Source organism: Cryobacterium sp. CAN_C2, assembly GCF_015751745.1.
Classification (GTDB): Bacteria; Actinomycetota; Actinomycetes; order Actinomycetales; family Microbacteriaceae; genus Cryobacterium.
Genome location: NZ_JADOUX010000022.1, coordinates 27,664 through 50,705 on the forward strand (window position 1 = coordinate 27,664; position 23,042 = coordinate 50,705).

General features: G+C 63.5%; 25 protein-coding genes and 1 pseudogene. 15 read left to right on the top strand and 11 right to left on the bottom strand.

Annotation, left to right across the window (positions count from 1 at the left end):
- Position 1 precedes the first annotated feature (1 nt).
- Entirely contained in the window at positions 2–1,006 is a 1,005-nt protein-coding gene (locus IWX77_RS14780) for an extracellular solute-binding protein (protein ID WP_297412867.1), read from the bottom strand.
- A 544-nt stretch (positions 1,007–1,550) separates the two neighbouring features.
- Between IWX77_RS14780 and IWX77_RS14785 the strand changes: the two genes are divergently transcribed.
- From IWX77_RS14785 to IWX77_RS14805, 5 genes are all read left to right on the top strand, one after another.
- Entirely contained in the window at positions 1,551–1,802 is a 252-nt protein-coding gene (locus IWX77_RS14785) for a hypothetical protein (protein ID WP_327012229.1), read from the top strand.
- A gap of 83 nt (positions 1,803–1,885) precedes the next feature.
- A complete protein-coding gene (locus IWX77_RS14790) occupies positions 1,886–4,507 on the top strand; it encodes a LuxR C-terminal-related transcriptional regulator (RefSeq protein ID WP_196845289.1) in 2,622 nt (873 codons plus the stop codon).
- Between the two features lie 152 nt (positions 4,508–4,659).
- Positions 4,660–4,887, top strand: a complete 228-nt coding sequence (locus IWX77_RS14795; RefSeq protein WP_196845291.1) for a hypothetical protein — start codon at positions 4,660–4,662, stop codon at positions 4,885–4,887.
- 38 nt (positions 4,888–4,925) lie between these two features.
- Positions 4,926–5,594, top strand: a complete 669-nt coding sequence (locus IWX77_RS14800) for a DUF4386 domain-containing protein (RefSeq protein ID WP_196845293.1) — start codon at positions 4,926–4,928, stop codon at positions 5,592–5,594.
- Positions 5,595–5,776: 182 nt separating this feature from the next.
- Entirely contained in the window at positions 5,777–6,142 is a 366-nt protein-coding gene (locus IWX77_RS14805) for a hypothetical protein (RefSeq protein WP_196845294.1), read from the top strand.
- A gap of 315 nt (positions 6,143–6,457) precedes the next feature.
- Here IWX77_RS14805 and IWX77_RS14810 read toward each other — a convergent pair whose 3' ends face one another.
- Genes IWX77_RS14810 through IWX77_RS17240 form a run of 4 tightly spaced genes read right to left on the bottom strand, consistent with a single transcriptional unit; the run spans position 6,458 to position 7,847 of the window.
- Entirely contained in the window at positions 6,458–6,805 is a 348-nt protein-coding gene (locus IWX77_RS14810; protein ID WP_442784483.1) for a hypothetical protein, read from the bottom strand.
- A gap of 30 nt (positions 6,806–6,835) precedes the next feature.
- Positions 6,836–7,189, bottom strand: a complete 354-nt coding sequence (gene cmtR / locus IWX77_RS14815; RefSeq protein ID WP_196845296.1) for a Cd(II)/Pb(II)-sensing metalloregulatory transcriptional regulator CmtR — start codon at positions 7,187–7,189, stop codon at positions 6,836–6,838.
- A gap of 29 nt (positions 7,190–7,218) precedes the next feature.
- Positions 7,219–7,638: a YkvA family protein gene (locus IWX77_RS14820; RefSeq protein WP_297412865.1), complete on the bottom strand. Its 420-nt coding sequence runs from the start codon at positions 7,636–7,638 to the stop codon at positions 7,219–7,221.
- Positions 7,639–7,640: 2 nt separating this feature from the next.
- Complete coding sequence (locus tag IWX77_RS17240) at positions 7,641–7,847, bottom strand: hypothetical protein (RefSeq protein ID WP_297412864.1); 207 nt, start codon at positions 7,845–7,847, stop codon at positions 7,641–7,643.
- Between the two features lie 256 nt (positions 7,848–8,103).
- On the opposite strand from IWX77_RS17240, the gene IWX77_RS14825 reads away from it, so the two are divergent.
- A complete protein-coding gene (locus tag IWX77_RS14825; RefSeq protein WP_297412862.1) occupies positions 8,104–8,910 on the top strand; it encodes a pseudouridine synthase in 807 nt (268 codons plus the stop codon).
- A gap of 209 nt (positions 8,911–9,119) precedes the next feature.
- Here the strand turns inward: IWX77_RS14825 and msrA are convergent, their stop codons facing one another.
- From msrA to IWX77_RS14845, 4 genes are all read right to left on the bottom strand, one after another.
- Entirely contained in the window at positions 9,120–9,635 is a 516-nt protein-coding gene (gene msrA / locus IWX77_RS14830; RefSeq protein ID WP_196845301.1) for a peptide-methionine (S)-S-oxide reductase MsrA, read from the bottom strand.
- 142 nt (positions 9,636–9,777) lie between these two features.
- On the bottom strand, positions 9,778–10,401 hold the full coding sequence (locus IWX77_RS14835) for a LysE family transporter (RefSeq protein ID WP_196845303.1): 624 nt from the start codon (positions 10,399–10,401) through the stop codon (positions 9,778–9,780).
- A 217-nt stretch (positions 10,402–10,618) separates the two neighbouring features.
- The gene (locus IWX77_RS14840; RefSeq protein ID WP_196845305.1) at positions 10,619–11,692 is read right to left on the bottom strand and encodes a glycerophosphodiester phosphodiesterase family protein; all 1,074 of its coding nucleotides are present in this window, start codon (positions 11,690–11,692) and stop codon (positions 10,619–10,621) included.
- A gap of 158 nt (positions 11,693–11,850) precedes the next feature.
- Entirely contained in the window at positions 11,851–13,974 is a 2,124-nt protein-coding gene (locus IWX77_RS14845; protein WP_196845307.1) for a phosphocholine-specific phospholipase C, read from the bottom strand.
- A 411-nt stretch (positions 13,975–14,385) separates the two neighbouring features.
- On the opposite strand from IWX77_RS14845, the gene IWX77_RS14850 reads away from it, so the two are divergent.
- The 5 genes from IWX77_RS14850 (at position 14,386) to IWX77_RS14870 (ending at position 17,152) form a co-directional block, all read left to right on the top strand.
- Positions 14,386–14,730: a cupin domain-containing protein gene (locus IWX77_RS14850; protein WP_196845309.1), complete on the top strand. Its 345-nt coding sequence runs from the start codon at positions 14,386–14,388 to the stop codon at positions 14,728–14,730.
- Between the two features lie 112 nt (positions 14,731–14,842).
- Positions 14,843–14,989 carry a hypothetical protein gene (locus IWX77_RS14855; RefSeq protein ID WP_196845311.1) on the top strand — a complete coding sequence of 49 codons (147 nt, stop codon included), beginning with the start codon at positions 14,843–14,845 and terminating at the stop codon, positions 14,987–14,989.
- Between the two features lie 414 nt (positions 14,990–15,403).
- On the top strand, positions 15,404–15,784 hold the full coding sequence (locus IWX77_RS14860; RefSeq protein WP_196845313.1) for a hypothetical protein: 381 nt from the start codon (positions 15,404–15,406) through the stop codon (positions 15,782–15,784).
- A gap of 196 nt (positions 15,785–15,980) precedes the next feature.
- Positions 15,981–16,394, top strand: a complete 414-nt coding sequence (locus IWX77_RS14865) for a hypothetical protein (protein WP_196845314.1) — start codon at positions 15,981–15,983, stop codon at positions 16,392–16,394.
- Complete coding sequence (locus IWX77_RS14870; protein ID WP_196845315.1) at positions 16,391–17,152, top strand: ParA family protein; 762 nt, start codon at positions 16,391–16,393, stop codon at positions 17,150–17,152. The genes IWX77_RS14865 and IWX77_RS14870 overlap by 4 nt, the downstream gene beginning before the upstream one ends.
- 307 nt (positions 17,153–17,459) lie before the next feature.
- On the opposite strand, the gene IWX77_RS17485 is transcribed toward IWX77_RS14870, so the two are convergent.
- Together IWX77_RS17485 and IWX77_RS14875 are read right to left on the bottom strand one after the other, a co-directional pair.
- A complete protein-coding gene (locus IWX77_RS17485; protein ID WP_366145583.1) occupies positions 17,460–17,660 on the bottom strand; it encodes an IS3 family transposase in 201 nt (66 codons plus the stop codon).
- Positions 17,657–17,836, bottom strand: coding sequence for a hypothetical protein (locus tag IWX77_RS14875; protein WP_196845316.1), 180 nt, complete (start codon positions 17,834–17,836; stop codon positions 17,657–17,659). The genes IWX77_RS17485 and IWX77_RS14875 overlap by 4 nt, the downstream gene beginning before the upstream one ends.
- A 396-nt stretch (positions 17,837–18,232) precedes the next feature.
- Between IWX77_RS14875 and IWX77_RS14880 the strand changes: the two are divergent.
- From IWX77_RS14880 to IWX77_RS14895, 4 genes and pseudogenes are all read left to right on the top strand, one after another.
- Positions 18,233–18,642 (top strand): annotated as a pseudogene (locus IWX77_RS14880) (recombinase family protein); the annotation flags it as partial.
- A gap of 333 nt (positions 18,643–18,975) precedes the next feature.
- The gene (locus IWX77_RS14885; protein WP_196845317.1) at positions 18,976–21,921 is read left to right on the top strand and encodes a putative bifunctional diguanylate cyclase/phosphodiesterase; all 2,946 of its coding nucleotides are present in this window, start codon (positions 18,976–18,978) and stop codon (positions 21,919–21,921) included.
- Positions 21,922–21,938: 17 nt separating this feature from the next.
- Complete coding sequence (locus tag IWX77_RS14890) at positions 21,939–22,205, top strand: hypothetical protein (protein ID WP_196845318.1); 267 nt, start codon at positions 21,939–21,941, stop codon at positions 22,203–22,205.
- A 168-nt stretch (positions 22,206–22,373) separates the two neighbouring features.
- Positions 22,374–22,700: a hypothetical protein gene (locus tag IWX77_RS14895; RefSeq protein ID WP_196845319.1), complete on the top strand. Its 327-nt coding sequence runs from the start codon at positions 22,374–22,376 to the stop codon at positions 22,698–22,700.
- The last annotated feature ends 342 nt before the right edge of the window (positions 22,701–23,042 follow it).

Consider the following 23,042-nt stretch of genomic DNA (forward strand, 5'->3'; position numbering starts at 1 on the left):
GTTAGGGAAGGTACTCGAGTTCGGTCTTCTCGACCCATTCGCCGATGTGCTCACGCACGGCGGCATAGTCGATGTCTTGCCGGGGGAGAGATTCGATCAGCTCGACGACCGCCGGAAGGGCCGCTGCCCGAGCGCCCTCATTCACGGGGTAGGCAGCGAATTGCTGCGCGAACTGTCCCTGCACGTCGGCACTTCCGAACCAGTCGATGAATTTTTGACTCTGCGTCGGGCGCTTTCCGCCGGCAACGAGCGCGATCTGTTCGGTCACATAGGCATAGCCATCAGACTGGGGCACGATGCCCGTCGCTGTGCCATATTCAGCATCGCGACTGGTGATGCCGCTGCTCGGGAGCACACCATAATCCACTTCGCCGCGAGCAATTCGTGCGTAGAGGTCGGTGCCTTCAACGGCGGGGGAGCCGTTCGCGTAGTAGTCGGCAACTTCTTTCCAACCTGTGTCGGAGACACCAAGGTCGCCACTCCGGCTTGCATAGTTGGCGACGATTCCCGAGAGGACGAGTTGCGGTGTCGCCTGCCCCAGGCTCGGGTTGACCTCGTAACGGCCGGAGTATTTGGCCTCGCTGTGCAGCTGCGCAACATCGTTGGGCACAGCGGATGCTGCCACCTTATTTGTGTCGTACACGGTCACGATGGCCTGCTCCACGAGCGGCCAGAATGCGCCGTCCATGGGGTCGCCGGCGTTGGCATCGACCTCGCTCGCCCAGGACGGCTTGTAGGCAGTGATGGTCTCTTCAGCCTTGAGGGTCTCGAAGAACATGTTGTTGAGGCCGAAAACAACGTCACCGACCGGGTTGTTCTTCTCCGCGACAATGCGATTGGCGAGATCGGCTCCGCCGAGTCCCACTATCTCGATGGCAAAACCCGCTTCAGCGGCTTTCTCTGTGATCCATTCACCACGGCCATCTGAGTTGGAGTTCGTGTACACGATCAGTGTGCCGGGGGCTTCTTTCGACGAGGTCGCCTCGGGGGCGCTGCATCCGCTCAAGGCGAGAGCGCCGAGGACAACCGCTGATATCGCTACTGATCTCGAGTTACGTGTACGCACTGTGACCTCTCTTCGCGACGAGGTGGCGTCGGAAGGCCACCGATCGTCGGGCATAAAAACATTCCATATCGAACATATTTGGTGGGCTCGAAAAATCGTGCACTGCGGCGGGTCTATTGGCCTCTTGTTCACCTGGCCTTAAGGCTGCTGAGTTGATGAATTGACGAATGCTCTCGAATAATAAAGTTATGTCGATAGCTCAGTGCGCCGAGCGGATCACGGGAAATGACGCGCAAGAAGTCGTCGCGACCCCTTACCGAATCCCGAGGGGCGACTATTCTGGGCGTTGAGTCCGTCGATGCCTGCTGGGCCACGTGCCCGGACCCATAATCCGCTGGCCCTCCACGACAAGGAGGATCCCATGTCTGACACCATGAGCCATATGCACGTCAAGTCGTTTGACACCCCCGACGAACGCCGCACACCCGAGAAGACCAATCTGGGCGTCAACCACCTCGGCGAATAGACGATTGGCCGCCTGCGCATGGAACCCGGCTGGTCCTGGTCCGAATGCATCAAGCCCGTCGTGCACACCGAGTCCTGCCAGCTGCAACACGTGGGCTACTGCGTGTCCGGAACGCTGGAAACCGTGCTCGATGATGGCGCCACCGCCACAATCATCGCCGGCGACTCATACGCTATTCCGCCGGGCCACGACGCCCACGTCGTCGGTGGCGAAGCATTCGTCGGCATCGAATTCGCCAGCGCCGCCGAGTACGGCATCCCCAAGGGCTGACGGGGAGCATAGCCCGGCATCCGCTGCGCGAAGCGACAAGCTACTACGCTGTGACCACCCCGGCCGGTTGAAGTGAGGTGGTCATGGCAGGCCCGTTGCTCGAGACCAAGTTGTACCTGCCCCAGCGGCGACACGGCCTGGTCGAGCGCACCCGGCTGAACGAGCGCCTCGCCGGCGAGGCCACACTGCTGCTCGTGTCGGCTCCGGCGGGGTTCGGCAAGACGACCCTGCTGACCGAGTGGCTGGCTGCTGACCCCAGGCCCGTGGCCTGGGTCACGCTCGACGCGAGCGACAATGACCCGGTTGTGTTCTGGTCGTATCTGGTTGCCGCGTTGAACAAAGCAACCGGGCTGGCGCTCGAGCCAGCGGTCGTTCCGTTGCTCAACGCCCTGCAGTCACTGCCGATCGAGGTCGTGCTGGTGCTCGACGACTTTCACGTCATCGAGTCGCCTGACGTGCAGCGCGACCTGGCTTTTCTGGTCGAGCACCTGCCTCCACAGGTACATCTGGTCATCGCGAGCCGCTCCGACCCGGCCCTTCCCCTGGCACGGATGCGAGTGCGCCGTCAGCTTCTCGAGATTCGCGCCGACGACCTGCGCTTCAGCGCCATCGAAGCGCAGGAGTACCTCGGCGAGGTGATGGGGCTCACGCTGACCCACGCCGACGTGGCCGCGCTTGACGGCCGCACCGAAGGCTGGATCGCCGCCCTCCAGCTGGCGGCACTGTCGATGCAGGGCCGCGACGACCTCGCCGGGTTCATCGCCGGTTTTGCCGGCGACGACCGTTATATCGTCGACTACCTGCTCGAAGAGGTTCTGCAGCGCCAGCCCGATGGGGTGCAAAACTTTCTGCTGCACACCTCTATATTGGGTCGGCTGACCGGCCCGTTGTGCGATGCCGTGACCGGCCACGGCGGCGGCCGGGCCAGGCTGCAGGCGCTTGAGCGCGCAAACCTGTTTCTGGTCGCGCTCGACGACCGCCGCCAGTGGTATCGCTACCACCACCTGTTTGGTGACGTGCTCCGTGCGCGACTGCTCGATGAGCAGCCCGAGTTGATTCCTGAGCTGCATACGCGGGCGAGCGAATGGTACGAGCAGAACGGCGAACCGCACGAGGCGATCCGCCATGCCCTGGCCGGCGGACATTTTGAGCGCGCCGCCGACCTGATCGAACGTGCCGTGCCCGCGCTGGGCGCACTCCGGCAGGAGGTCACCCTGCTGCACTGGCTCGAGGCCCTGCCCGACGACCTGCTCGCCGCCCGACCCCCGCTGAGCGTTCTGTACGCGGGGACCCTGCTGATGACCGGCAAAACCGAGAGCGTCGAGGCCCGGTTGCAGGTTGCCGAGCGTCTGCTGGGGCAGGGTGGAACCGACCCCGCCGAGCGCAGCATCCTCAGCAAAATCGCGATCTATCGGGCCGCACAGGCGTGGGCGCTCGACGATGCGCCCGCCACCATCACGTACTCCCGGCAAGCGCTCGAGCTGGTCGGAGCCGACGACCTCGCCGAGCGCGGAGCGGCCTCCGGCATGCTGGGGCTGGCCCACTGGGCCAGCGGCGATCTCGCGGTGGCGCACGAGTGGTGGGCTGCTGCGGTGCAGCATTTGCGGCAGGCCGGGCACCTCTCGGACGTGGCCGGGTGCTCCGTCGCGCTGGGTGACATCCGCGTGACACAGGGCCGGTTGGGCGATGCGAAGGTTGCCTATCAGCGGGGTTTGGCGTCTGCGACAGCGCCCGGCGGCTCTGCTTTGCGCGGGGCAGCCGACATGCACGTCGGACTGGCCGAGGTCTGTCGCGAGCGCGATGACGTCGATGCCGCCCGCGAGCACCTGCGCGTCAGTAACGAGCTCGGCGAGCCGGGCGGGTTGCCGCAGAATCCGTATCGGTGGCGGGTCGCCATGGCGCGCACACTCCTCGCTGATGGCGAAGCGGATGCCGCAGTTGACCTTCTCGACGAAGCCGAGCGGGTGTATGTGGGTGATTTCTTTCCGAATGTGCGGCCGGTGGCGGCCGTGCGGGCGGGGGTGTGGGCGGCATCGGGTCGCTTGGGCGAGGCGCTGGCCTGGGCGCGGGAGCGAGGACTGCGCGCTGATGACGAGCTGTCGTACCTGCGCGAGTATGAGCACCTGACCCTGGCCCGGGTGCTGCTGGCTGAGTATGCGGCGGGGCGCGACGAGTGCGTGCTCACCAAGGCGATCCCGCTGTTGGCGCGGCTGCTAAAAGCAGCCCACGCGGGGGAGCGGACGGGGAGTGTGATCGAGATTCTGGTGGTGCAGGCGCTCGCCGAGCATCTCCGCGGGCACCACACTGCCGCGCTCGAGTCGCTGGGGCGGGCGCTGGAGCTCGCCGAGCCGGAGGGCTACGTGCGGCTCTTCGTCGATGAGGGTGCGCCGATGGTCGCGCTGCTGCGGGCCGCGACGAAGCAGGGGATGGCGCCGCGCTTTGTAAGGCGACTGCTCGCATCCGCTGAGAGGGGGCGCAGCGCGCCCGAGCGGCAGAGGCTGATCGAGCCGTTGAGCCCGCGTGAAGTGGACGTGCTGCGGCTGCTCGCGACCGAGCTGACCGGCCCGGCGATCGCCCGCGAACTGGTCGTGTCGCTGAACACTGTTCGTACGCACACGAAGAAAATCTACGCCAAGCTCGGCGTCACCAGCCGTCGTGCGGCGGTGCGCCGGGCCACTGAGCTCAACCTGCTCAGGCGCGGGTAACGCACGCGGCGTAAAGCCCTGCAGCGCCTAGGTTCACCACAATAATCACCACACGTGGTGGTGCCCGCTCACCATGCCGGCTTCTAGGTTTCAAACACCACCGAAACCAAGGAGCCCATCGTGACAGGAGCCCATCGTGACAGGAGCCCATCGTGACAGGAGCCGGCCCTGAACCGCACCGGTTCGAGATCTGTGTCAGGGGGCACCTCGGCCCGCGCTGGGTCGCCTGGTTCGACGAGCTCACCCTCGCCCCGCAGAGCGACGGAACCACCCTCATTAATGGCCTGATTCACGATCAGGCCGCGCTGCACGGTGTGCTGCAGAAGCTGCGCGACACCGGACTGGCACTCGTGCCGGTCACTCAGATCGACGAACCGTAGAAGGAGAACATCGTGTCAACCACAACTATCGCCCTCGAATGACCTCGCTGCGAAAGTCCGCGCTCGCCGCGGGCATCTGCTACCGAGTCACCTTCATCTCCATCCCCACCCTTGGCCTCTACGCGGCGGTGCGCACCGACCCCGGCTACATCATCCGTGCCGGCCCCGACACCGCCGTTATCATCGCTGTCGTGCTCGAGATCATCGTGGCCCTGGGCTGTATCGGCACTGCCGTTGCGCTGTACCCGGTGGTCCGGCGGCGGAACGAGGGAGTCGCGCTCGGCTTCGTCGCGGCGCGAACCCTCGAGGCTGCCACCGTCTTCGCCGGAGTCGTGGCCCTCATGGCCATTGTGAGCCTGCGGCAGGCCGGGGCCGGGGCCGATGCCATCATCACCGGGAAGGCCCTGCTCGCGCTGAACACCTGGACGACGGTGCTCGGCCAGGGCTTCATCCCCGCGCTGAACGCCCTGCTGCTCGGTTCACTGATGTATCGGTCGCGGCTGGTTCCGCGGGTTCTTCCCGTGCTCGGCTTCATCGGGGCGCCGATTCTGATCGCGTCGGTGGTCGGCACGCTGTTCGGGCTCTGGGGTCCGTCGTCGTTGCTGTCGGGCGTCGGCGCGCTGTTGCTGGCCAGCTGGGAGTTCTCCCTCGGCGTCTTTCTGGTCGCCAAGGGCTTCAAGCCGTCGCCCGTCACGGCGGGGCTCTGACGATGCGGGGGCGCAAGACCGGCTACGCCGAACTCACAACCCCCACGCACCACCGAACCGAAGGAGCACCATCATGACCACTACAATTTCAGAGGAGTCACCCCGCCTGAAAATGAGTACCGTCCACATGCTGCTTCTCATCCTGGGGGTGCTCGTGAGCGCCGGGTCGCAACGCCTTCTCGGTGACATTCGACGTTCGCTACCCGGAGCGGCTGTCCCGCTGGAAGGTCTTGGTCACGTCGCGGCTGCTCGCCCTGCCGCACCCGGTCATTGTGGCGGTGTTGGCCGGCGGTTCGTCGGCGGCGTGCAACGGTCAACCCGTGGGCGGGCTGCTGGCCCTGCTGGTGTTCATCGTCGCCCTCTTCCTGTTGTTCACGAAGGTGTACGGTTTTGGTCTGTTCAACCTGATCATGGGAATCAATCGCGGGATATATCGGGTGCTCGCCTGCACATCTCTGCTGCGTGACGAGTACCCACCGTTCCGGCTTGTCCAAGGCACGCTCGAGTGCCCGGCACTGCTCCACCCAACCCCCAAAGGACTAAATTGAGCGCCCCATCACCGCGCGGTGAGACTGTGAAAGCGATCGCGGCTCGAAATCCCTGGAGCGGTACTATCCGCTGACCTCGCAGATGCGTGTGCGGGCTGGTTAGGACGGGGCGGGGACGCCCTCGAACTGTGGGTAGAGGTAGATCGTTGGCACCCAGCGGCGCCAATCCGACGTTCGGTCACCCAGTCTCAGGCGGTGAACCATTTCAATGCGACCGGCGTGCGCCTGGCGGCGCTGCCCGGCACCGACTCCTGCCGTCTCGCCCACAGCCACAGCCACAGATAGCACCAGCAGATGCCCCTTTGAAGTTTCTGGTCAGCCGCAGCAGTCGTCGTGTTCCACGGTCCGCTCGCCGGTCAGGGCTGACACGGGGGCCTTGCACGCATCGCCTCGCCAGGCCTCGAGGCCCTCCCGGATGGCGAAGACGACGAGCACCAACGCTGCACCAGAGTCGGCCCACGTCCACCCGAGCAGGGTGTTCAGCAGCAGCCCGATCAGGAGCGCAGCCGAGAGATAGGAGTAAATCAGGGTTTGTTTCGAGTCCGCGATGGCCGTGGCGGAACCTAGTTTCCGGCCGGCACCCCTTTCAGCCAGGCTGAGGGTCGGGGCCGGAGAATTGCCATGCCACCGCGGCCGCGGACAGCACCTCAACGAGGGAGTCAAGACCGAACCCGATCAGCTCTGGCGACGCGGTTATGCGCCGGCCCCGCAGCACAGCGGCACGCCGCAGGTGTCGTCGGTGCACGCGGCCCCATCGTCGACGGCGAGGACGACCTCAACCAGGCTGGTCAGAGCTTTTGTCAGATGAGGGTCGGCGATCTCATACCGGGTCGACCGACCCTCGGGGATGGCAACGACGATCCTGCAACCGCGCAAGCACGACAGGTGATTCGAGACGTTCGACCGAGTCAGCTCCAAGTCTTGGGCGAGCGTGCCCGGATATCCGGGACCCCCCAGCAGAGCAAGGAGAATCCGTGACCGGGTGGGGTCGGCCATTGCTCGGCCCAATCGATTCATCACGTGCACCCGCGAAGCAATAGTCAGCATCTACTGACTTTACACTGAAGACTGAACTGTCAGGAAGCGGCCAACCCTGCCAGGCGCAGCACGGCTGCCAGACCGGCCGGGGTCCCCGGCCAGTGTTTCGTGATGGCGTCGCTGCCCGCCCGCCTGGTCGCGAAGCGGAGAGCGCTCGCGACGACCAACGCGTCATCGGCATACCCCAGCACCGGGATGAAGTCTGGAATGAGGTCGATCGGAGAGATCAGATACACCAGCAGCACGCCCAACCAGATCCGGACCCCGATCGGCACGGCTCGGTCTGAGGCGAGCCGCTTCAGCAGGCGGACCACGTCCGGGGCGAGACGAAGAAGGTCCACGAGCGACGCACGACCCGGATGTTTGCGTTGCTCGAGCCAGAGAATAAGAACAAGCACCAGCCAGACCACGATCAGACCGGCGATAACGCTGAGGACAACCTGCCACCACTCCGACACGGCTACTCCTCCCCGTGGAAAATATGGATGGATTCCCGGACGGCGTAAGAGACGATGGCGAATCCGGCCATGGCCACGGACGATGCCGTGATCGCGATTGTGGCGAGCACGATCACCCCGACCACTTTCCAGCCCAGCGTGAACCATTCCAGAGGCCTGCCCCGTCGTAGAAGGTCTCCGGCAGTGCCACTAATAGGGAAAGTCGTCATGACCCGATTCTCCCAGTCGATGACCCCAACCCAGTCTTCGCCAGTAGTTCTCCGTACACTCGGGTCTGCTCACACACACGCTGCACCGGCTGCCAACGCTGTCGGTGAGGCAACGTACGATCGAAGGGTGCCCCCGCATTCTCCTCTCCTACAGCGACACGGGCTCGACGCTGCGTGGGTGTGCACTCCCGAGCGCGCGCAGCCGCAGCCGTGGCCGACTATGGGTGCCTGGCTCCACGAACGGCTGTCAGAGTCCGTGGACGTCCCCGGGTTTCTCGGCGACGCGCGTTTTGTCTACGAAACCGGCGCGCCAGTGTTCGGCCGCGACCCCTACCGACCGCACACCTTCGTCTGGTTTCACCGCGACCTCGCCGACGAGGTTGTCGTACCGGGGCCCATCCACCTGATCTATCGCGACGAGCGCATCGTCGTGATCGACAAGCCGCCGTTTCTGTCGACGATTCCGCGCGGTCGGCACGTCGTGCAGAGCGTTGTGGTGCGCCTGCGCGCCCAGCTCGGGCTGCCCGAACTCTCTCCGCTGCACCGGCTCGACCGCGTCACCAGCGGACTGCTGATTCTGGCTACCGAACGGCGATGGCGCGGGGGCTATCAGTCGATGTTTCAACGCGGAGAGGTCGGCAAGACCTATCGGGCGCTGGCCCCGCTTCGGCCCGGTCTCGAACTGCCCGTCACCGTGCGGAACCACCTCGCCACGCGGCTTGGCCAGTGGCAGGGCGAGGTCGTGCCCGACGCCCCGGCCAACGCCGAGACGCTGATCGAACTCGAGTCCGAGCAGGGCGACCAGGGCAGCTACCGGCTGTCACCGCGCACCGGCCGCACCCACCAGTTGCGCATGCACATGCTGGGCCTGGGTATACCGATCACCGACGACCCGCTCTACCCCGTGGTTCTTGATGTCCCGGTGCACGATTTCCAGCGACCCCTGCAGCTTCTGGCCAGCGAACTGAGCTTCACCGACCCGATCGACGGGGGAGTGCGGCAGTTCGAGAGCGTGCGGCGGTTGCCACTGCTTGGCGAGGGCGTTGGGGCCCTCGGGGCGTGAGGCTGATCACCCCGGCCGAGTGAACCGAATTGAGGTCATGTGACCCGATTTTTGGCCACCCGCTCACATTTCGGTGACCGGAGGTTCCCGGAGTGTGCACCAATCCGGCACCGTTGGTCCGACGATCATGATGGTGAGCGGCTGGGCACCGCCGCGCCGGCGCCTCGGGACGCCGTATCAACGACGGTGAATCGGGCGTGGCCGCGGGATCAGTTAGTGGATGCATCCGCTCGGCTCGGCAGTTGCCAGGCGGGGCGCACGAAGTGGCAGGTGTACCCGTTCGGGTACTTCTCCAGATAGTCCTGGTGGTCGTCTTCGGCCTCCCAGAAGTCACCGGCCGGCTCAACCTCGGTGACAGCCGGGCCCGGCCAGATGCCGGAGGCGTCGACATCCGCTATCGTCTCTTCAGCCACCTGCTTCTGTGACGGCGATGTGTAGTAAATGGCGGAACGGTAGCTGCGGCCAACATCGTTGCCCTGCCGGTTCTTGGTTGACGGGTCGTGAATCTGAAAGAAGAACTCGAGTACTTCGCGGTAGCTGATCACGGCAGGATCGAAGTCGATCTCGACGGCCTCGGCGTGGTCGCCGTGATGACGGTAGGTCGCGTTCGGGGTATCACCGCCCGAGTAACCGACCCGGCTCGATAGGATACCTGGGCGCCTGCGCAACAGTTGCTGGGCTCCCCAGAAGCAGCCGCTGGCCAGAATTGCTCGTTCCGTATTCATTGTTCTCCTCGAGGTCTGTGATGCCGGCCCGAGCCGACATATTGGATGCAACGCTACGCGTCGCGTGAATGTTCCGGGTATACGAACGGCACCTGCCCAGACTCTGAAAGCCCGGGTGCCGAAGTGGCTTGGAGTCGAGGTCTCAGTGGATGACGGCGAGCAGCACGCCGACGCCGATGAATAATACGCCGAAGATTCGGTTCAGAACGCGCTGACCGTGAGCGTTGCGGGTGAAGCGCTGAAACGAGTGCGCCGTTCCGGCGAAGAAGAACCACATCACCAGAACATCGATAACGATGACGGTCGCGGCGGCGATCAGATACTGCGGAAGCATGGGCTGGTCGACCCGAATGAACTGGGGCAGGAACGCCAGAAAGAACACGATCGCCTTGGGGTTGAGCATGTTGACCCACAGCCCGCGTCGAAACATCGACCAGCGTGGCTCATTACGAAGCGCGTGGACGCTCTCGGCGTCGAGGCCCGGTTTGGCGAGAAATTGACGGATGCCGAGATACACGAGGTAGGCGGCGCCCGCGTAGCGAATGATGTTGAACGCGAGCGGGGAACTGGCCACGAGCAGCCCCACACCGAGCGCCACGATCACGATGTGAATGACAATCGCGGCCTGCTGACCGAGAATGCCCCAGATGGAGCGCCGAAACCCCGAATTGATCGCGTTGCTCATGGTGTTGATCGCCCCCGCGCCGGGCGTGAAACTGATCAGGGTACCCGCGCCGAGAAGGGCCAACCACAAAGAGAACTGCACCGAGCAAGTTTAGGTGCACCCGCCCGCAGGGCGCGAAAGCTGCCGCTGACCTGAAGCCGATTTGCTCCAACGCACGATCGGTTTTCCTCAGGTTCTCGTGATCAGTGGAACCTCGCACAAGCGGCGGCCGGTGCGGTGAACTTCACCGTCTCGACCACATGCCCCACCGCCCCTCGATCACGTTGGCCGGTTTCTCGTCGGGTCAGGTTATCGAGGCTCAGCGCGGCTCGTATGCCTTCGGTAGTCTCATTCCGCGGTCGGCCATGATCTGCCGAACCCGATTCGGGTAGTCCGTGATGATGCCGTCGACACCTAGGTCCATGAGCTCCTTCACTGTGGCCGGATCATCGCAGGTCCACGGAATGATCTTGAGACCGCGGGCGTGTGCCGCAGATACCATCAGCTGATCGGGGTAGAACTGGAACCCGGGGTCGCCGACCTTGCCATTCTGGGGGAACCCATAGTTGGGTGATACTGCGGTCAGGCCGCCGGGAATCGCGGCGGCAGCCGTCGTGACGAGATCGCCGCCGTAGGTGTCTGCGTCGACGCCGCCGAGCCACGGCGAGGCACCGGGCTGACCGACCTGCAGAAAGTCGCGGTTGGTCAATGCCACCAGAGGCCACGTCGGCGCGAGGCTGTGCATTTCGTTCAGTGCCCCCCAGGCAAAGGACTGGATGGTGACCTGGTCCTCGATCCCGGAGGCGTGGATCTCCTCGAAGACCCGACGGACGAAGAGACCTACCGGTGCAGTCTGCTCGGGAGCACCGGCCTCGACCTTCGTCTCGATGTTGAGCTTTATCTGCTGAGCGTGGTAGCTCTTGACCAGATATAACACATCTTTCAGCTCGACCATCCGGAAGCCCTTTATCTGCTCCTGGTCGAGAAAGCCGGGCAGCTGCTGGAAGCCACAATCCATCGTCTTGATCTGAGCCAGGGTCAGATCTTTGATGAATTTACCCACGTACGGGTACATCGGGTCGGCGGACGTAACAGGTGCCGTGTCGCGACACTTTGACGGGCTGATCTGCCGGTCGTGGCTGACGACTACTTTTTCGTCCTTGGTGATTTGGGTGTCCAGCTCCAGCGTCGTGACACCCAGACGCATGGCCTTGCCGAACCCCTCCAGCGATTCCTCAGTGGTCATGCCGATGCCACCCCGGTGGGCCTGCAGATCGAAGTGGGTCTGCTGGGGTCGCAAGCCAGAATCGTCGGCTGCGGCCGCCTGCACCGCGACAGGCGCCATCAAGGCGGGAATTAGGCCCAGGGTGGCCAGGACATGACGTAAGGACATCGGGAGCTCCGCTCAATTCGAATTCGTTTGTAACGTCACAAACCATAGGTTTGAGGCGCACCATTCTGGTTGCCGAAGCGCGCCCCTCTGGTGAACACTCGCGGAACGAACGCCCCGCGTGACGAATGTTTTCATCACCGAGCAGCTCGGGCACGGATTCAGGAGTGGACCGAGAGCACGGCCGCGCCGTTCTCGACCCGTCCTGTCAGGCGGCGGCGGAAGGTCGCGTCCTCCGTGGTGCTGATGTCAACGTCGTACCAGCCGTTTGGGGCCGGCCAGCGGAGCTTCTTCTGCTGTCCGGGCCGCAGGACCTCGATCTGGGCGTGGCTGACGTATTGCAGGGACGTGAGCGTCAGCGTGATGGCAACGGATCCGGTGTTGCTGACTGCGAGTTCCACGTCGCTCGTCGTCCGGTTCTCCGTAATGCTGGCGTCCACGCCCACAGCAGCGCCAGCGGACGTGCCCGATAGCGCGTACTGGAAACCGTTTGGCCCGGAGACGACGAGGTCGAACGTCCCGTTCTTGACCGGAACGTCAACGCTCCGTCGCTTCTGCACGTCGAAGTGCTGCGGCACGGAATATTCGTTCGCATAGCCGTACAGCGTGAAGTGTGTGGAGCGCGGACCGGTGTTCTTCAGTGCCAGCGTCACGCTGCCGTCCTGACGTGCCTGGGCGGAAATCTGCGGGCAGTAGGGCAACGGGCGAGCCGGACGGCTACCGGATTCCTGGAAGGGTGCGGCCTGGGCCGCCGGCGGGGTGGGAAGCCAGCGGGAAGTAGCGGCGGGAACCGGGCCCGGGTGATCCACCTGGGGTTGTGTGCCCACCGTGGTGAAGTCAAAAACGCTGGTCAGATCGCCGCAGACTGTGCGCCGCCACGCGGAAATATTCGGCTCCTCAACCCCCGTCCAGCTTTCCAGGAAGCGGATCACGGACGTGTGGTCGAAGACTTCTGAGCTGACGAAGCCGCCAATGGTCCACGGTGAGACGACGGTCATCGGCACCCGTGGGCCCAAGCCGATGGGCGAGCCGCCAAACCAGTCATCGCCACTGCCAGACTCCGGTCGCGGCGCAACCGGTGGTGGGACATGGTCGAAGTAGCCATCGTTTTCATCAAAGTTTAGGAAGATGGCCGTCGTCGCCCAGGTCTCCGGGTCGCTGGCGATGGTGTCGAGCAGCCGGTAGACGAAGTTCGCGCTGCCCACCGGGGTAGAGGCTCCGGGATGCTCCGAGTCCGCGGCTGAAGGGACAATCCAGCTGACCTCGGGTAGCTTGTTCGCAGCAATATCAGCTCTCAGCCGATCTAACAGAGTATCCGGATTGCCGCGCCACATTGCCCTGTCGAACAGTGACTTCTCCACCTCGCTGAGTAGCTCACGGCCCTGGCTGAGTTGGCCCAGCAGCCGCTGCTGCTCGGCCGGGGTCCGAGCCGCAAGGCTGTCGTAGAACTCTTCCGTGGTGCGCAGGTGACCGTCCACGGCGGCGAGCATCTTGTGGCCGATCTTCTTGAAGGTCTGAAAGTACTCCACCGCATTGTCGGTGAAGTTGTCCCAATCCTGGTAAATCTGCCAGGACACCCCGGCCTCCTGCAACCGTTCCGGGTAGGTGGTCCAGTCGTAGCCGGCATGGTCATAGCTATAGGCGGCGTTGGTGACGGCGCGGGACGCGGAACCAGGTTCATTACCCACCGTTCCGGACCAGAGATAGTTACGGTTCGGGTTCGTGGACCCGTTGATGGAGCAGTGGTAGGCATCGCAGATGGTGAAGGTATCTGCCAGCTCGTACTGCAACGGGATATCCGCACGCTCGTAGTACGTCATGGTCGACGGGCTCTTGGACGGGATCCACTTGTCGTACCACCCGTTGCCCCAAGCCGCGGTCGTCCCGGCCCAGGAATGATCCAACGCGCCCAGATACTGGATATCCGAGGCCGGGCGACCGGCCAGTTCTGCAGCTTTGCGCAATGAGAACGGCAATACGGTCTCACCGTGGACCTCACCGTGGACCGTGGCCTGTTCGAAAACGAATGTGCCACTGGGCAAGCGCAGCGCCGCCTGATCCGCGAAGCCGCGGACTCCCCGCAGGGATCCGAAGTAGTGGTCGAAGGACCTGTTTTCCTGCATCAGCACAATGACGTGCTTGATGGCCTTCATCCCGCCGGGCCGAATCGGCTGCGCCATCGCTGCCTGCACAGAGGGAGGGAGAAGGGAATTGGCGGCCCCCAGGGCCGCTGCGGCCGCTGCAGCGCTCAGGAACCGACGCCGGGAAAAATCTGTGCTGGACATGCGACTACCTTTCATTGATATTCATAAAAAGGGCGCGGAATGACAGTCGCACCCCTCCCACGCCAGCTTCGCGTCCACACCCGGACGGGCGGCAAATGCAACCCGAACGAGGGATGAACATCCTCCGTTGACGCCGGCCCTGATTTGGACCGGCGCAACACTCCGAAACCCGCCAGGACCCAGCGCATTCCTATAGGCAGCCAACGTCGGTTGACAGAACCTCGGTCGACAGAACGTCGGTCGACAGTTGGAGAAGCTTCGACCGCGATAGGGATATCAGCTGGTGACGTGGCTGCGTTGGCGGGGCCGGCGTCTGCTGTTGACAGTGGGGCCGGTAGACGATTTGGCGTTCGAGGTGAAAAATGTTTTCCCCGCGTCTGCACGCCGGGTCTATCGAGAGAGAATTATGCCATGAGCGACGAACAGGCGGCACCGGACTCGAAAGGCGTCTCGATCGAACTGCTTGCCGCAGTCGACCTCGGCCCCGAGATTGCGGGCATGGCGGGGCGCCAGCTCCGGATGCGCAAGGTGACCATCGAACCTGGAGGCGTCTTCGGCCCGATTCACGACCACGTGGGTAGGCCGGGCATGGTCTGCATCCTGCAGGGAACGATCACCGACCACCGAAACGGCGCGGCTGAGGAGTACGGGCCCGGACCGGGCTGGCCCGAAGACAGGCACACCACGCACTGGCTCGAAAACACAGGCACGACATCGGCTGTGGAGATCTCGGTCGACATCGTATGGCAGCCCTAGGCTCCATCGAGTCGCTCAACGCCCAGGTCAAGGCCGGTGTGAGGGAAGGACAACCGTCTCCGCCGGGCGACGCCCGTCCCGATCCCGCGACCGCGATTGGCACACCCCCTGCATGGACACCTATCCGGCCGGCGTCACCCGACCCGACGTCGTCAACCTCGAGGACTTCGACGCAGAGCACACGATGAGCTGGAAATCGGATTGCGAACGCTGGCGGGCAGTCATCTCCTCGTGGCGGACGTCGCTTGTCGCATTCTGATTTTTCGGATAAATCCCTCTCGACTCATTCGGCTTGTTGGGACTGTTTCTTAAACGCTGTCGCAGCAGCCGTGATCGACTGCATCGTTGCCCACGCCGACGCCATTTCGCTCACAGGCACCAGCTATCGACTCCAGGGCAACCGAATCACGACCGTGCCGTCCGCCAGAGCCGAGATCACCGCAGAATAGACAACCATCGTGATCTACTTTTCCGCGAGCGTTACTAATCTACTTTTCAACGAGCGTCGACAAGAAGAAACTCAGATGTTCTCATGTCGTTTAGCCGATGTGGTTGCACTATCGGTCTTGCTCGGCACTGGGACAAGTAATAGATCAATCTTGGCGATGCGCCGACGCTTTCCCACCTGCGCCGGAGAGCTTCACCCCTGCGCGACGAATATGAGGTGACATTCATGGAAGCTTCACAAGTGGCACAGGAGCTGGCTTTAGCCGATGATCTCCGAATCCGTGGTCTTCGACGTGGGAACGTCCTCGTGGTTTTTGGATCGCTATCTTTCGTTGGAGCATGGTTGACGCTTCCGTTAGGCGTGTATCTATTGATGACAGTGGCGAACTCTGCTGGTTCACTGGGGCTCGTGGCGGGTGGAATCATTTTGCTTGCGGTGAGCGTCCTCTTGGCTGTTTCCGGAGTACAGGCACTGAAACAATCACTGCGCAAGCACGCGACGGTAACAGCATTTGGGAAGGCCAATCCGGCCTTCGGCGAGGACCGTAAGAACTTGCCGACCGGAGGGGTTCCTCTTAGCTGGATTGGCAACGTCGCGGGCAGCTGAGTTTCCCAGTTGGATAGATGCCCTTCGTTCAACCACGCCGCGCGGCTGTCCCGTCGCGGTAGCGGATCGGCTCGATGGTCGGGATTTTACTCCGAGACGACGCGGCTCACCTTGTGTTCACGCGATCGATGACAAGGGATCACTATGGTGGAGGAAATGACCAGGTTATCTAATCGACCCATTGGAGGTGCGCAGGATGGCGCAGACGAAGACAGATAAGAAGAAAACCACCGAGAAAAAGGCGAAGAAGGCTTTGGCTCTCGCCGAGAAATCGGTGCAGGCGGCGCACAAGGCTGTGCGCGATTCGAGCAAGAAGCTGCGCAAGAAGGCGGCAGGATTGTCCAAGCAGACCGAGAAGCTGGCGGCGAAGCAGGAAAAAGCCGCCCGTCGACTTGCCAAGGAAACCGCGAGAGCCTCTACCGCGACCCGATCGGCTGCGAAGTCCGTGGCGAAGAAGTCTCCGTTCACCCCGCCGCTGCCCTCGCCCCGGCCCGCCGCGCCCACTCTGATCGAGTTGCGTGAAAAAGCGAAGGCGCAGAGGATCGCCGGGTATTCGCGCCTGAACAAGTCCGCATTGATCTCTGCACTGAATTCGTCGAAGCCGGCGTGAAAGTCGTCGCGGTCTTCAGCACCAAAGGAGGTGTCGGCAAGACCACGGCAGCCGTGAGCCTAGCGTTTGAAGCGGCGAGAGAGTTCCGGGTTCTGCTCTGGGATCTCGATCCGCAGGGCGCCACGACGTTCCTGCTGCAGGTGAAGCCGAAGATCAAGGGTGGAGTGGGCTCGCTCGTCGCTGGCCAGAGCCGGGTGACAGCCGCGATCCGGTCGACCACCTATGACAATCTCGATGTGCTGCCGGCGGATGCGAGCTACCGCGATCTCGACCTCGTCTTCGACCACGCGAAGAAGTCGGAGCAGCGGATCGCGAAGATCCTCGAGCAGATCCACCGTGACTACGATGTGGTCATCCTCGACTGCCCGCCAGGTTCTTCGCTGGTCGCGGAGAACGCCGTGTACTCCGCCGACGTCGTCGTAGTGCCGCTGGTGCCGTCGCCCCTGTCGATGCGGTCGCTGGATCAGGTGATGGAGTTCGTGGCCGCATCCGTCTCGAAGGCGCCGATCATCGGGTTCTTTTCGATGGTTGACCGCCGCAAGAGGTCGCACCGCGACACGGTCGAGCAGTTGCCCCTCACGCGCAAGGTAGTGACCGACATCGTCGTTCCCGCCACGGTGCAGATCGAACGGATGGGCGCCGAGCGGGCGCCCGTGGCGGTCTACGCGAACCGCTCACCGGCTGCGCAGGCATACGGCGATTTGTGGAGGCGGGTACAGGAGACGGTGAAGATCAAGAAGGGCAAGCGTAAGAACTGAACGCGTCTGACCTGAGTCGAACGGGACTCGAACGGTTATTACCACTACGCGTGACGGCCGGGTGGGTTCGCGGTGCTCGTCATCGCCTGGCGGTTGGTCGTTGTGCTGGCGGTCATAGTTGTGATCTTTCTGACAGCGGTGATCGTGGGCTCCGTTCAACGCCCCCGAGGTGCTTGGACGCCTGCACCAGTCGCATCGGACTGCGGAGCCACGTCCGGTGAACATCGCAGTTCTCGAGGCCAGCCTTGTGGTCGCGCTTGTCTAATTCGTGGTGGGTCTGGCCTTGACCCCGGTTCGTGGACACGGGTTAAGCGGCGATTCGAACTTCCGCCAGCTGTGATGAATATTGCATCTCGAAGTCCACGGGGCTGACCTGCCCGATCGAGGACTGCCGCCGGCGACTGTTGTAAAACCCGTCGATATAACGGACGATGTCGTTTTGCGTTTGACCGGACCCAGGGAGGTGTTGGCCATGGCCTCTTTGGACTCGTCGGAGGCCACGACTCACTGCAAATGGCAGTCGAGCTCTGCGACGATGTAATCGTCGATGCCGGCGGGGCGATCGATGCCGCGCCTCACGCTCATCTCAAAGTCGACACCGGCCGCCGAGCCGGCGTGAGCGGGCACCTCCCGGTGCAACATGGCATTCTGCGCGGCCAGCCCGACGGGCCTACTCCTTGCCATCGCCGGCACCGACGCACTCGTACTCGCCTCGCTTCCGGCACTGGCAGTACCTGCGCTCTGGCCGGGGTCAGCCCAGCTGATGCCGACCAACATCCCGCGATCAGCGGGTGTAGCGGTGCCCGGCTCGCCAACCCGACTGGCATCATGAAAACCGTCCCCCGCTCGGCCTGACCCGTCAGGCGCACACCCTCGGGGTGATCACAGTGATGGGGGAGTCGAATCTGGTGAACATGGAGTCGACACTGGTCGTTTTCCACAGGGGTGTCTGGTGGGTACACCCCAACTGGACGTCAAGAGGCAGCATTTGGAACTGTCAAGATAGGGTCATTTTTTATTGGTAGAAAGCCCGAGCCGTCTTTTTTTAATCCAACCTGACGTAACAGGCAGGAGAGCCCCGTGACGGGTCAACGAGTTGGATACGTACGAGTCAGCACCCTCGATCAGAACACCACCCGCCAGCTTGATGGCATCGACGTCGACCGGGTGTTCGAGGAAGAGGCGTCAGACAAAGATAAAAACCGACCCGAGCTGGACGAGATGATCAAGTTCGCCAGAGACGTCGACACCGTTTTCGTGCACTCAATGGACCGCCTTGCTCGCAATCTCGACGACCTCCGTTCGATCGTGCGCCGCTCACCTCCAAGAAGGTCCGGGTCGCATTCGTGAAAGAGCAGCCCTCCTTCACGGGAGACGACAACCCGATGGCGACCCTGCTCCTGAACGTCATGGGAGCATGTGCTGAGTTCGAGCGATCGCTGATCCGCGAACGTCAACGTGGCGGCATCGCCTTGGCAAAAAGACGGGGCCCACTCAGCAAGGAAGAAATAGGAGGACTGTTATCAAACAGCCAGCCACCGATGACTCATACCACCGCGGAGGTGAGTCTCCACAACCAGTCCGGTTGGGCGGCCATGTACGGCGCGATTCCCGCGCCGACATCTCGGTCGTTGCCTTCAATCACCACCACGATGACGCCGAGACCATGAAATACTGAATCAAGTACAGCGCGGAAGGCAAGAACTGCAATGAGATTCTCCCTGCCTCACTCGTTCCATCTTGCGGTCGCACTTTAAGAAACTCGAAACTAGCTCGTTACCTCGCGGGCGGGGATGCCGATAGTCACCAACATGGGGGTTGCAATGCTTGCGGAAGCGCGTGAGACGTCCAGCGCGACGGTGATGCTGGTACTGCGCTTCGTCCGTGAGCGCGGTGGCGTCCAAGCGGTCGCTGACGTACTCGCGGCGGCCGGGATCACCCAGTCGGTCGAGGAGTTAGAGGAAGCCATGTGGATCGGCTACGACACCCGCATCCGGCTTTTTGAGGCCGTGACGGATGCCCTCGGCCCGGGGACAATGTTCAAAATTGGCGAATCTGCCGCTGCGGACAGGTTCCATCCGGCTATTGCGCAACTTCTGAGCGCTTTCGCATCACCCCGCGCCGTGTACTACCAGCTCCCGAGGATGGTCCCGAAATTCAGCACGACGTCTTCGCTCGCGCTCGTCACCATCGGTCCCACGGATGCGACGCTCAGCTTTCATCTCCACGACGGATACGCTCCGTCCAGGCTGGATTGCGAGTATGCGCAGGGCCTGTTCTCTGCCGTGCCACGTATCTTCGGGCTGGAATCGGCGCATATCGTTCAAGCCGAGTGCCAGTCGGATGGAAATCCGGCCTGTGTATACCGCCTCACGTGGTCCCGGCGACTGCACTGGTGGTCATGGCGCAGCGGTAGGCGCGCGGCCGATCGTGGATTCGCGGCCTTGCGTGAACAGGTCCAGCGGATACAGCTGGCTGAGGCGGACCTCGTCAGCAGCGACGATATCGGCGAGGTGCTCGCCAGAATCGTGGGTCGCGCGGCAGCAGCGGTCCTCGCGCCGTCCTACCTCTTTGTCGTTAAGCCGACTCACGGCGGGGCGCCGCTCGTGCATTTTTTGGGTCTCACCGATGAGCGAGCCGCGGAACTCGCGCCGCGGCTGCTCGAGGGCGACAGCCTCGGCAGTTCCGCCGTTGTCGTCGACGTGGCGTCGACTCGCCAGGTTCACGGGCGCCTCGCGGCCCTGTACCCGCGGGGGCAGCGTCCCATGGACGCGGACCGGGCGCTGCTCGAGGCCTACGCCAGCCACGCGGCGGCAGCCCTGGACCTCTTCACTGCGCTCGAGGACAGCCGCCGGGAAGAGAGCCGCTCGACGGCGCTGCTCGCGCTGGCTAACGAACTGGCCACCGCCGGCAGCACGAGCGGCGTTGCGGACATCATTGCGGCCGCCCTGCCGACTATCGTCGAGTGCGATGCCGCGGCGGTCCTGCTCTGGGACGCCGGCCTCGCGTCGCTCCAGGCAGTCGCCTGCGACGGCTTTGAGCCGGATGAGCGTCAGGTGCTGCTCGCCACGCCGATCCCGGCCTCGACGACTCCCGAGCTGATCGGACTCCTGACCAACCACGAACCGGTCCTCATCAGGGCGGACGAGGCCAGCCCGCTCCTTGTACAGTTACTTGGCGCCACTCGGGCCCCGAATGTTGTCGTGGTCCCATTGCTCGATGGCGATCTCCTGATGGGGATCGCGGCCGCCGTTTGGCGGGGTCACCTCACACCAGAGGTGCATCGGGCGGCCTTGACCCGGATGGCCGGGGTGAGCAGCCAGGGCGCAACGGCCTTGCAAAATGCCAGATTGCTCGCAACCGTGCGGCACCAGTCCCTGCACGACTCTCTCACCGGCTTACCCAACCGGGTGCTGTTCGCCGAGCGGCTGGACCAGGCGCTCGGCGAGAACCGGGCACATGCCGGCACGGGCACCGTGGTGATGTTCTGCGACCTCGACAACTTCAAGAAGGTCAACGACGACCTCGGGCACGGCGCTGGGGACGAACTGCTCCGCCAGGTCGCCGCGCGCCTCCGTTCCGAGGTTCGCCCGGGGGATACCATCGGCCGCCTCGGCGGGGACGAATTCGCGGTGCTCGCCACCGATGTGCCATGCCAGTCGACGGCGCTCGAAATGGCCGGACGCATCGTCGACAGCCTCAATGTGCCCTTTCATCTCGCCGGCCAGGACCTGCGTATCTCCACGAGCGTGGGTGTGGCCATCTACACGGGTGAGGGCGGGCGCGGTGAACGGCTCCTCGCCTCGGCTGACACGGCGATGTACGAGGCGAAGAGGACGGGTCGCAACCAGATCGCCGTCTCCGGCGAAACGGCATCCGCCTCGTCACAGCCGTCGCTTGAGACGGAGCTCTCGGTCGCCATCGACCGGAACGAAATGCGCCTGCACTTCCAGCCGGTCCTCAATATTTCCGCCGCCGGTGGCATCAGGGTTGTGGGTGCCGAGGGACTCATTCGCTGGAATCATCCGCGCCTGGGGTTATTGGCGCCGGCCGCATTCCTTCCGCTCGCGGAAGAGACCGGCATGATCACCAAACTGGACCTGTGGGCGATGGAGAACGCGTGCGCGGCGCTGGCAGGCTGGGCGCAACCGGGTGACGAGCCGTTGCACGTCGCCGTCAACCTCGCAAGCGCGACGCTGGTCGACCCCCGGCTGCTGCCGACGGTGCGCGCCGCCCTCACCAGAAACCATCTCTCGCCCCGACGCCTCATTCTCGAGGTCGTCGAGAGCCGTGCACTGATCGACCTGCCCGGCGTCGTCGAACGACTCACCGAGCTCCGCCAGCTCGGCATCCGGATCTCACTCGATGATTTCGGAACCGGGTTTTCCACGCTCGCGTGGCTCAATTCCCTGCCGGTCGATCAGATCAAGATCGATCGCACCTTCATCATGGATATTCCTGCCCGGTCCTCCGTCGCCCTCGTGCAGGGGATCCTCGCGCTTGCGCAGAAGCTCGATATCGAAGTCGTGGCCGAGGGCGTGGAGACCGTTGACCAGCTCGACACCCTCTCCGAATCGGGCTGCGCGCTGGTGCAGGGCTACCTGCTCGGCCGCCCTGCTGCGATCTTCGACCCGGCAGCACTCGAACGATCCAGCAATCGCGACCTGGTGTTGTTGGCCGCACACGACACCGCCCGGGGGCAACGGGCGTTGTCGGGTCGAACCGGGAGCGGCGTGCACGGGGAGCTTGATCCTCGAAACCGTCCATAGTCGCTTTCATCTTTCGGATGAAAGTCGACGGCCACGGAGTCGAGGTGACCTGCGAGGTCCTGCGCGCGCAGGGTGTCCTGGTTACTTCTTGGGTCTTCGTGCCTCGACGACCTGCGCTGTCGCCCAAACGCACCCTTTTTGACGCCGTCTCGGTCGACCGGCTGATGCGCCTCGAGGGTATGAACGGCCTCGTGCGCGGACGTAAGCCACGTGGGACCGTGGCCCACGAGGGCCTCGTGGTGTCGATTGGGACCATCGGTGACGCCAACGGCAAACCGGGTTGAAAATTCAAATTATTATTTTTTGGATTGGACCCAGTTCGGGGCACTACTCCAGAACCGGGTGGCACTTGAACGGGCGCAGATGGAGCGGATGCGTTCTCGGCTCTGGCGCTTTCTTCTCGCGAGTGGCAACGTGGATAACGCGCAAGACGAGACGAGAGGGTGTCGATCGTGTCAGAGTCACAGCGAGTATTCGATCAACGACCGCTGACTACCTCGACGGGCGCTATCTGGCTTGTGGTGGGCGGCGCTCTCACGCTCCTCTGCGGCGCCCTGCTCTTCGCTATGCAGTGGCTCAGCCCAGCCGGGGTCGCGACGACGGGACTCGTTATCGTGGTGGCGCTGTACGCGGCGATGGTGGTCATCCGCTTTGCCGTGAGCCGTAAGCGACTCAAGCTCGGTATCCTCGCGACGCTCACCCTGCTGATCGTGATGGTCTTCCTCATCTGTGGGGGGATCGTCACGGTGACAGAATGGGGCGCGGTCAGCACGGCATAACGACGAGCGCTCGCCCTGGAGGGGGCGGGCTCTCGTCGTTCCTTTGTCGGGCCTACGATTCCGGTGTGATGGCGCAGGATTTCGCGCTGTCACCAGAGGCGACCCAGCAGCCCAAACTATCGTCGAGCACTCAGGTCACAGACGGGCTGAGCATGGTGATGATTCCTGATTCTCGCCCTACGTCAAACGCCGAACTTGCTATCAACTGCTGGCTTCAGGCAACCCTGACACGTAGGGTTGAGGTCTCGCAACAACTCGCCAAGCCTGTTAGGTCTGGAGGACACAGCTCAAATCGGGGTGTGGAAAGGGTAAGGCCCATGACTCGTGAGCATCTCTCGGCGG

Bases quoted from the DNA above. Each gene is read 5' to 3' on its own strand.
- IWX77_RS14785 (WP_327012229.1), top strand. From the start codon at position 1,551: ATGGAACCCGGCTGGTCCTGGTCCGAATGCATCAAGCCCGTCGTGCAC.
- IWX77_RS14790 (WP_196845289.1), top strand. From the start codon at position 1,886: ATGGCAGGCCCGTTGCTCGAGACCAAGTTGTACCTGCCCCAGCGGCGA.
- IWX77_RS14800 (WP_196845293.1), top strand. From the start codon at position 4,926: ATGACCTCGCTGCGAAAGTCCGCGCTCGCCGCGGGCATCTGCTACCGA.
- cmtR (WP_196845296.1), bottom strand. From the start codon at position 7,189: ATGCTGACTATTGCTTCGCGGGTGCACGTGATGAATCGATTGGGCCGA.
- IWX77_RS17240 (WP_297412864.1), bottom strand. From the start codon at position 7,847: ATGACGACTTTCCCTATTAGTGGCACTGCCGGAGACCTTCTACGACGG.
- msrA (WP_196845301.1), bottom strand. From the start codon at position 9,635: ATGAATACGGAACGAGCAATTCTGGCCAGCGGCTGCTTCTGGGGAGCC.
- IWX77_RS14840 (WP_196845305.1), bottom strand. From the start codon at position 11,692: ATGTCCTTACGTCATGTCCTGGCCACCCTGGGCCTAATTCCCGCCTTG.
- IWX77_RS14845 (WP_196845307.1), bottom strand. From the start codon at position 13,974: ATGTCCAGCACAGATTTTTCCCGGCGTCGGTTCCTGAGCGCTGCAGCG.
- IWX77_RS14850 (WP_196845309.1), top strand. From the start codon at position 14,386: ATGAGCGACGAACAGGCGGCACCGGACTCGAAAGGCGTCTCGATCGAA.
- IWX77_RS14855 (WP_196845311.1), top strand. From the start codon at position 14,843: ATGGACACCTATCCGGCCGGCGTCACCCGACCCGACGTCGTCAACCTC.
- IWX77_RS14860 (WP_196845313.1), top strand. From the start codon at position 15,404: ATGGAAGCTTCACAAGTGGCACAGGAGCTGGCTTTAGCCGATGATCTC.
- IWX77_RS14865 (WP_196845314.1), top strand. From the start codon at position 15,981: ATGGCGCAGACGAAGACAGATAAGAAGAAAACCACCGAGAAAAAGGCG.
- IWX77_RS14875 (WP_196845316.1), bottom strand. From the start codon at position 17,836: ATGGCAAGGAGTAGGCCCGTCGGGCTGGCCGCGCAGAATGCCATGTTG.
- IWX77_RS14885 (WP_196845317.1), top strand. From the start codon at position 18,976: ATGCTTGCGGAAGCGCGTGAGACGTCCAGCGCGACGGTGATGCTGGTA.
- IWX77_RS14890 (WP_196845318.1), top strand. From the start codon at position 21,939: ATGAAAGTCGACGGCCACGGAGTCGAGGTGACCTGCGAGGTCCTGCGC.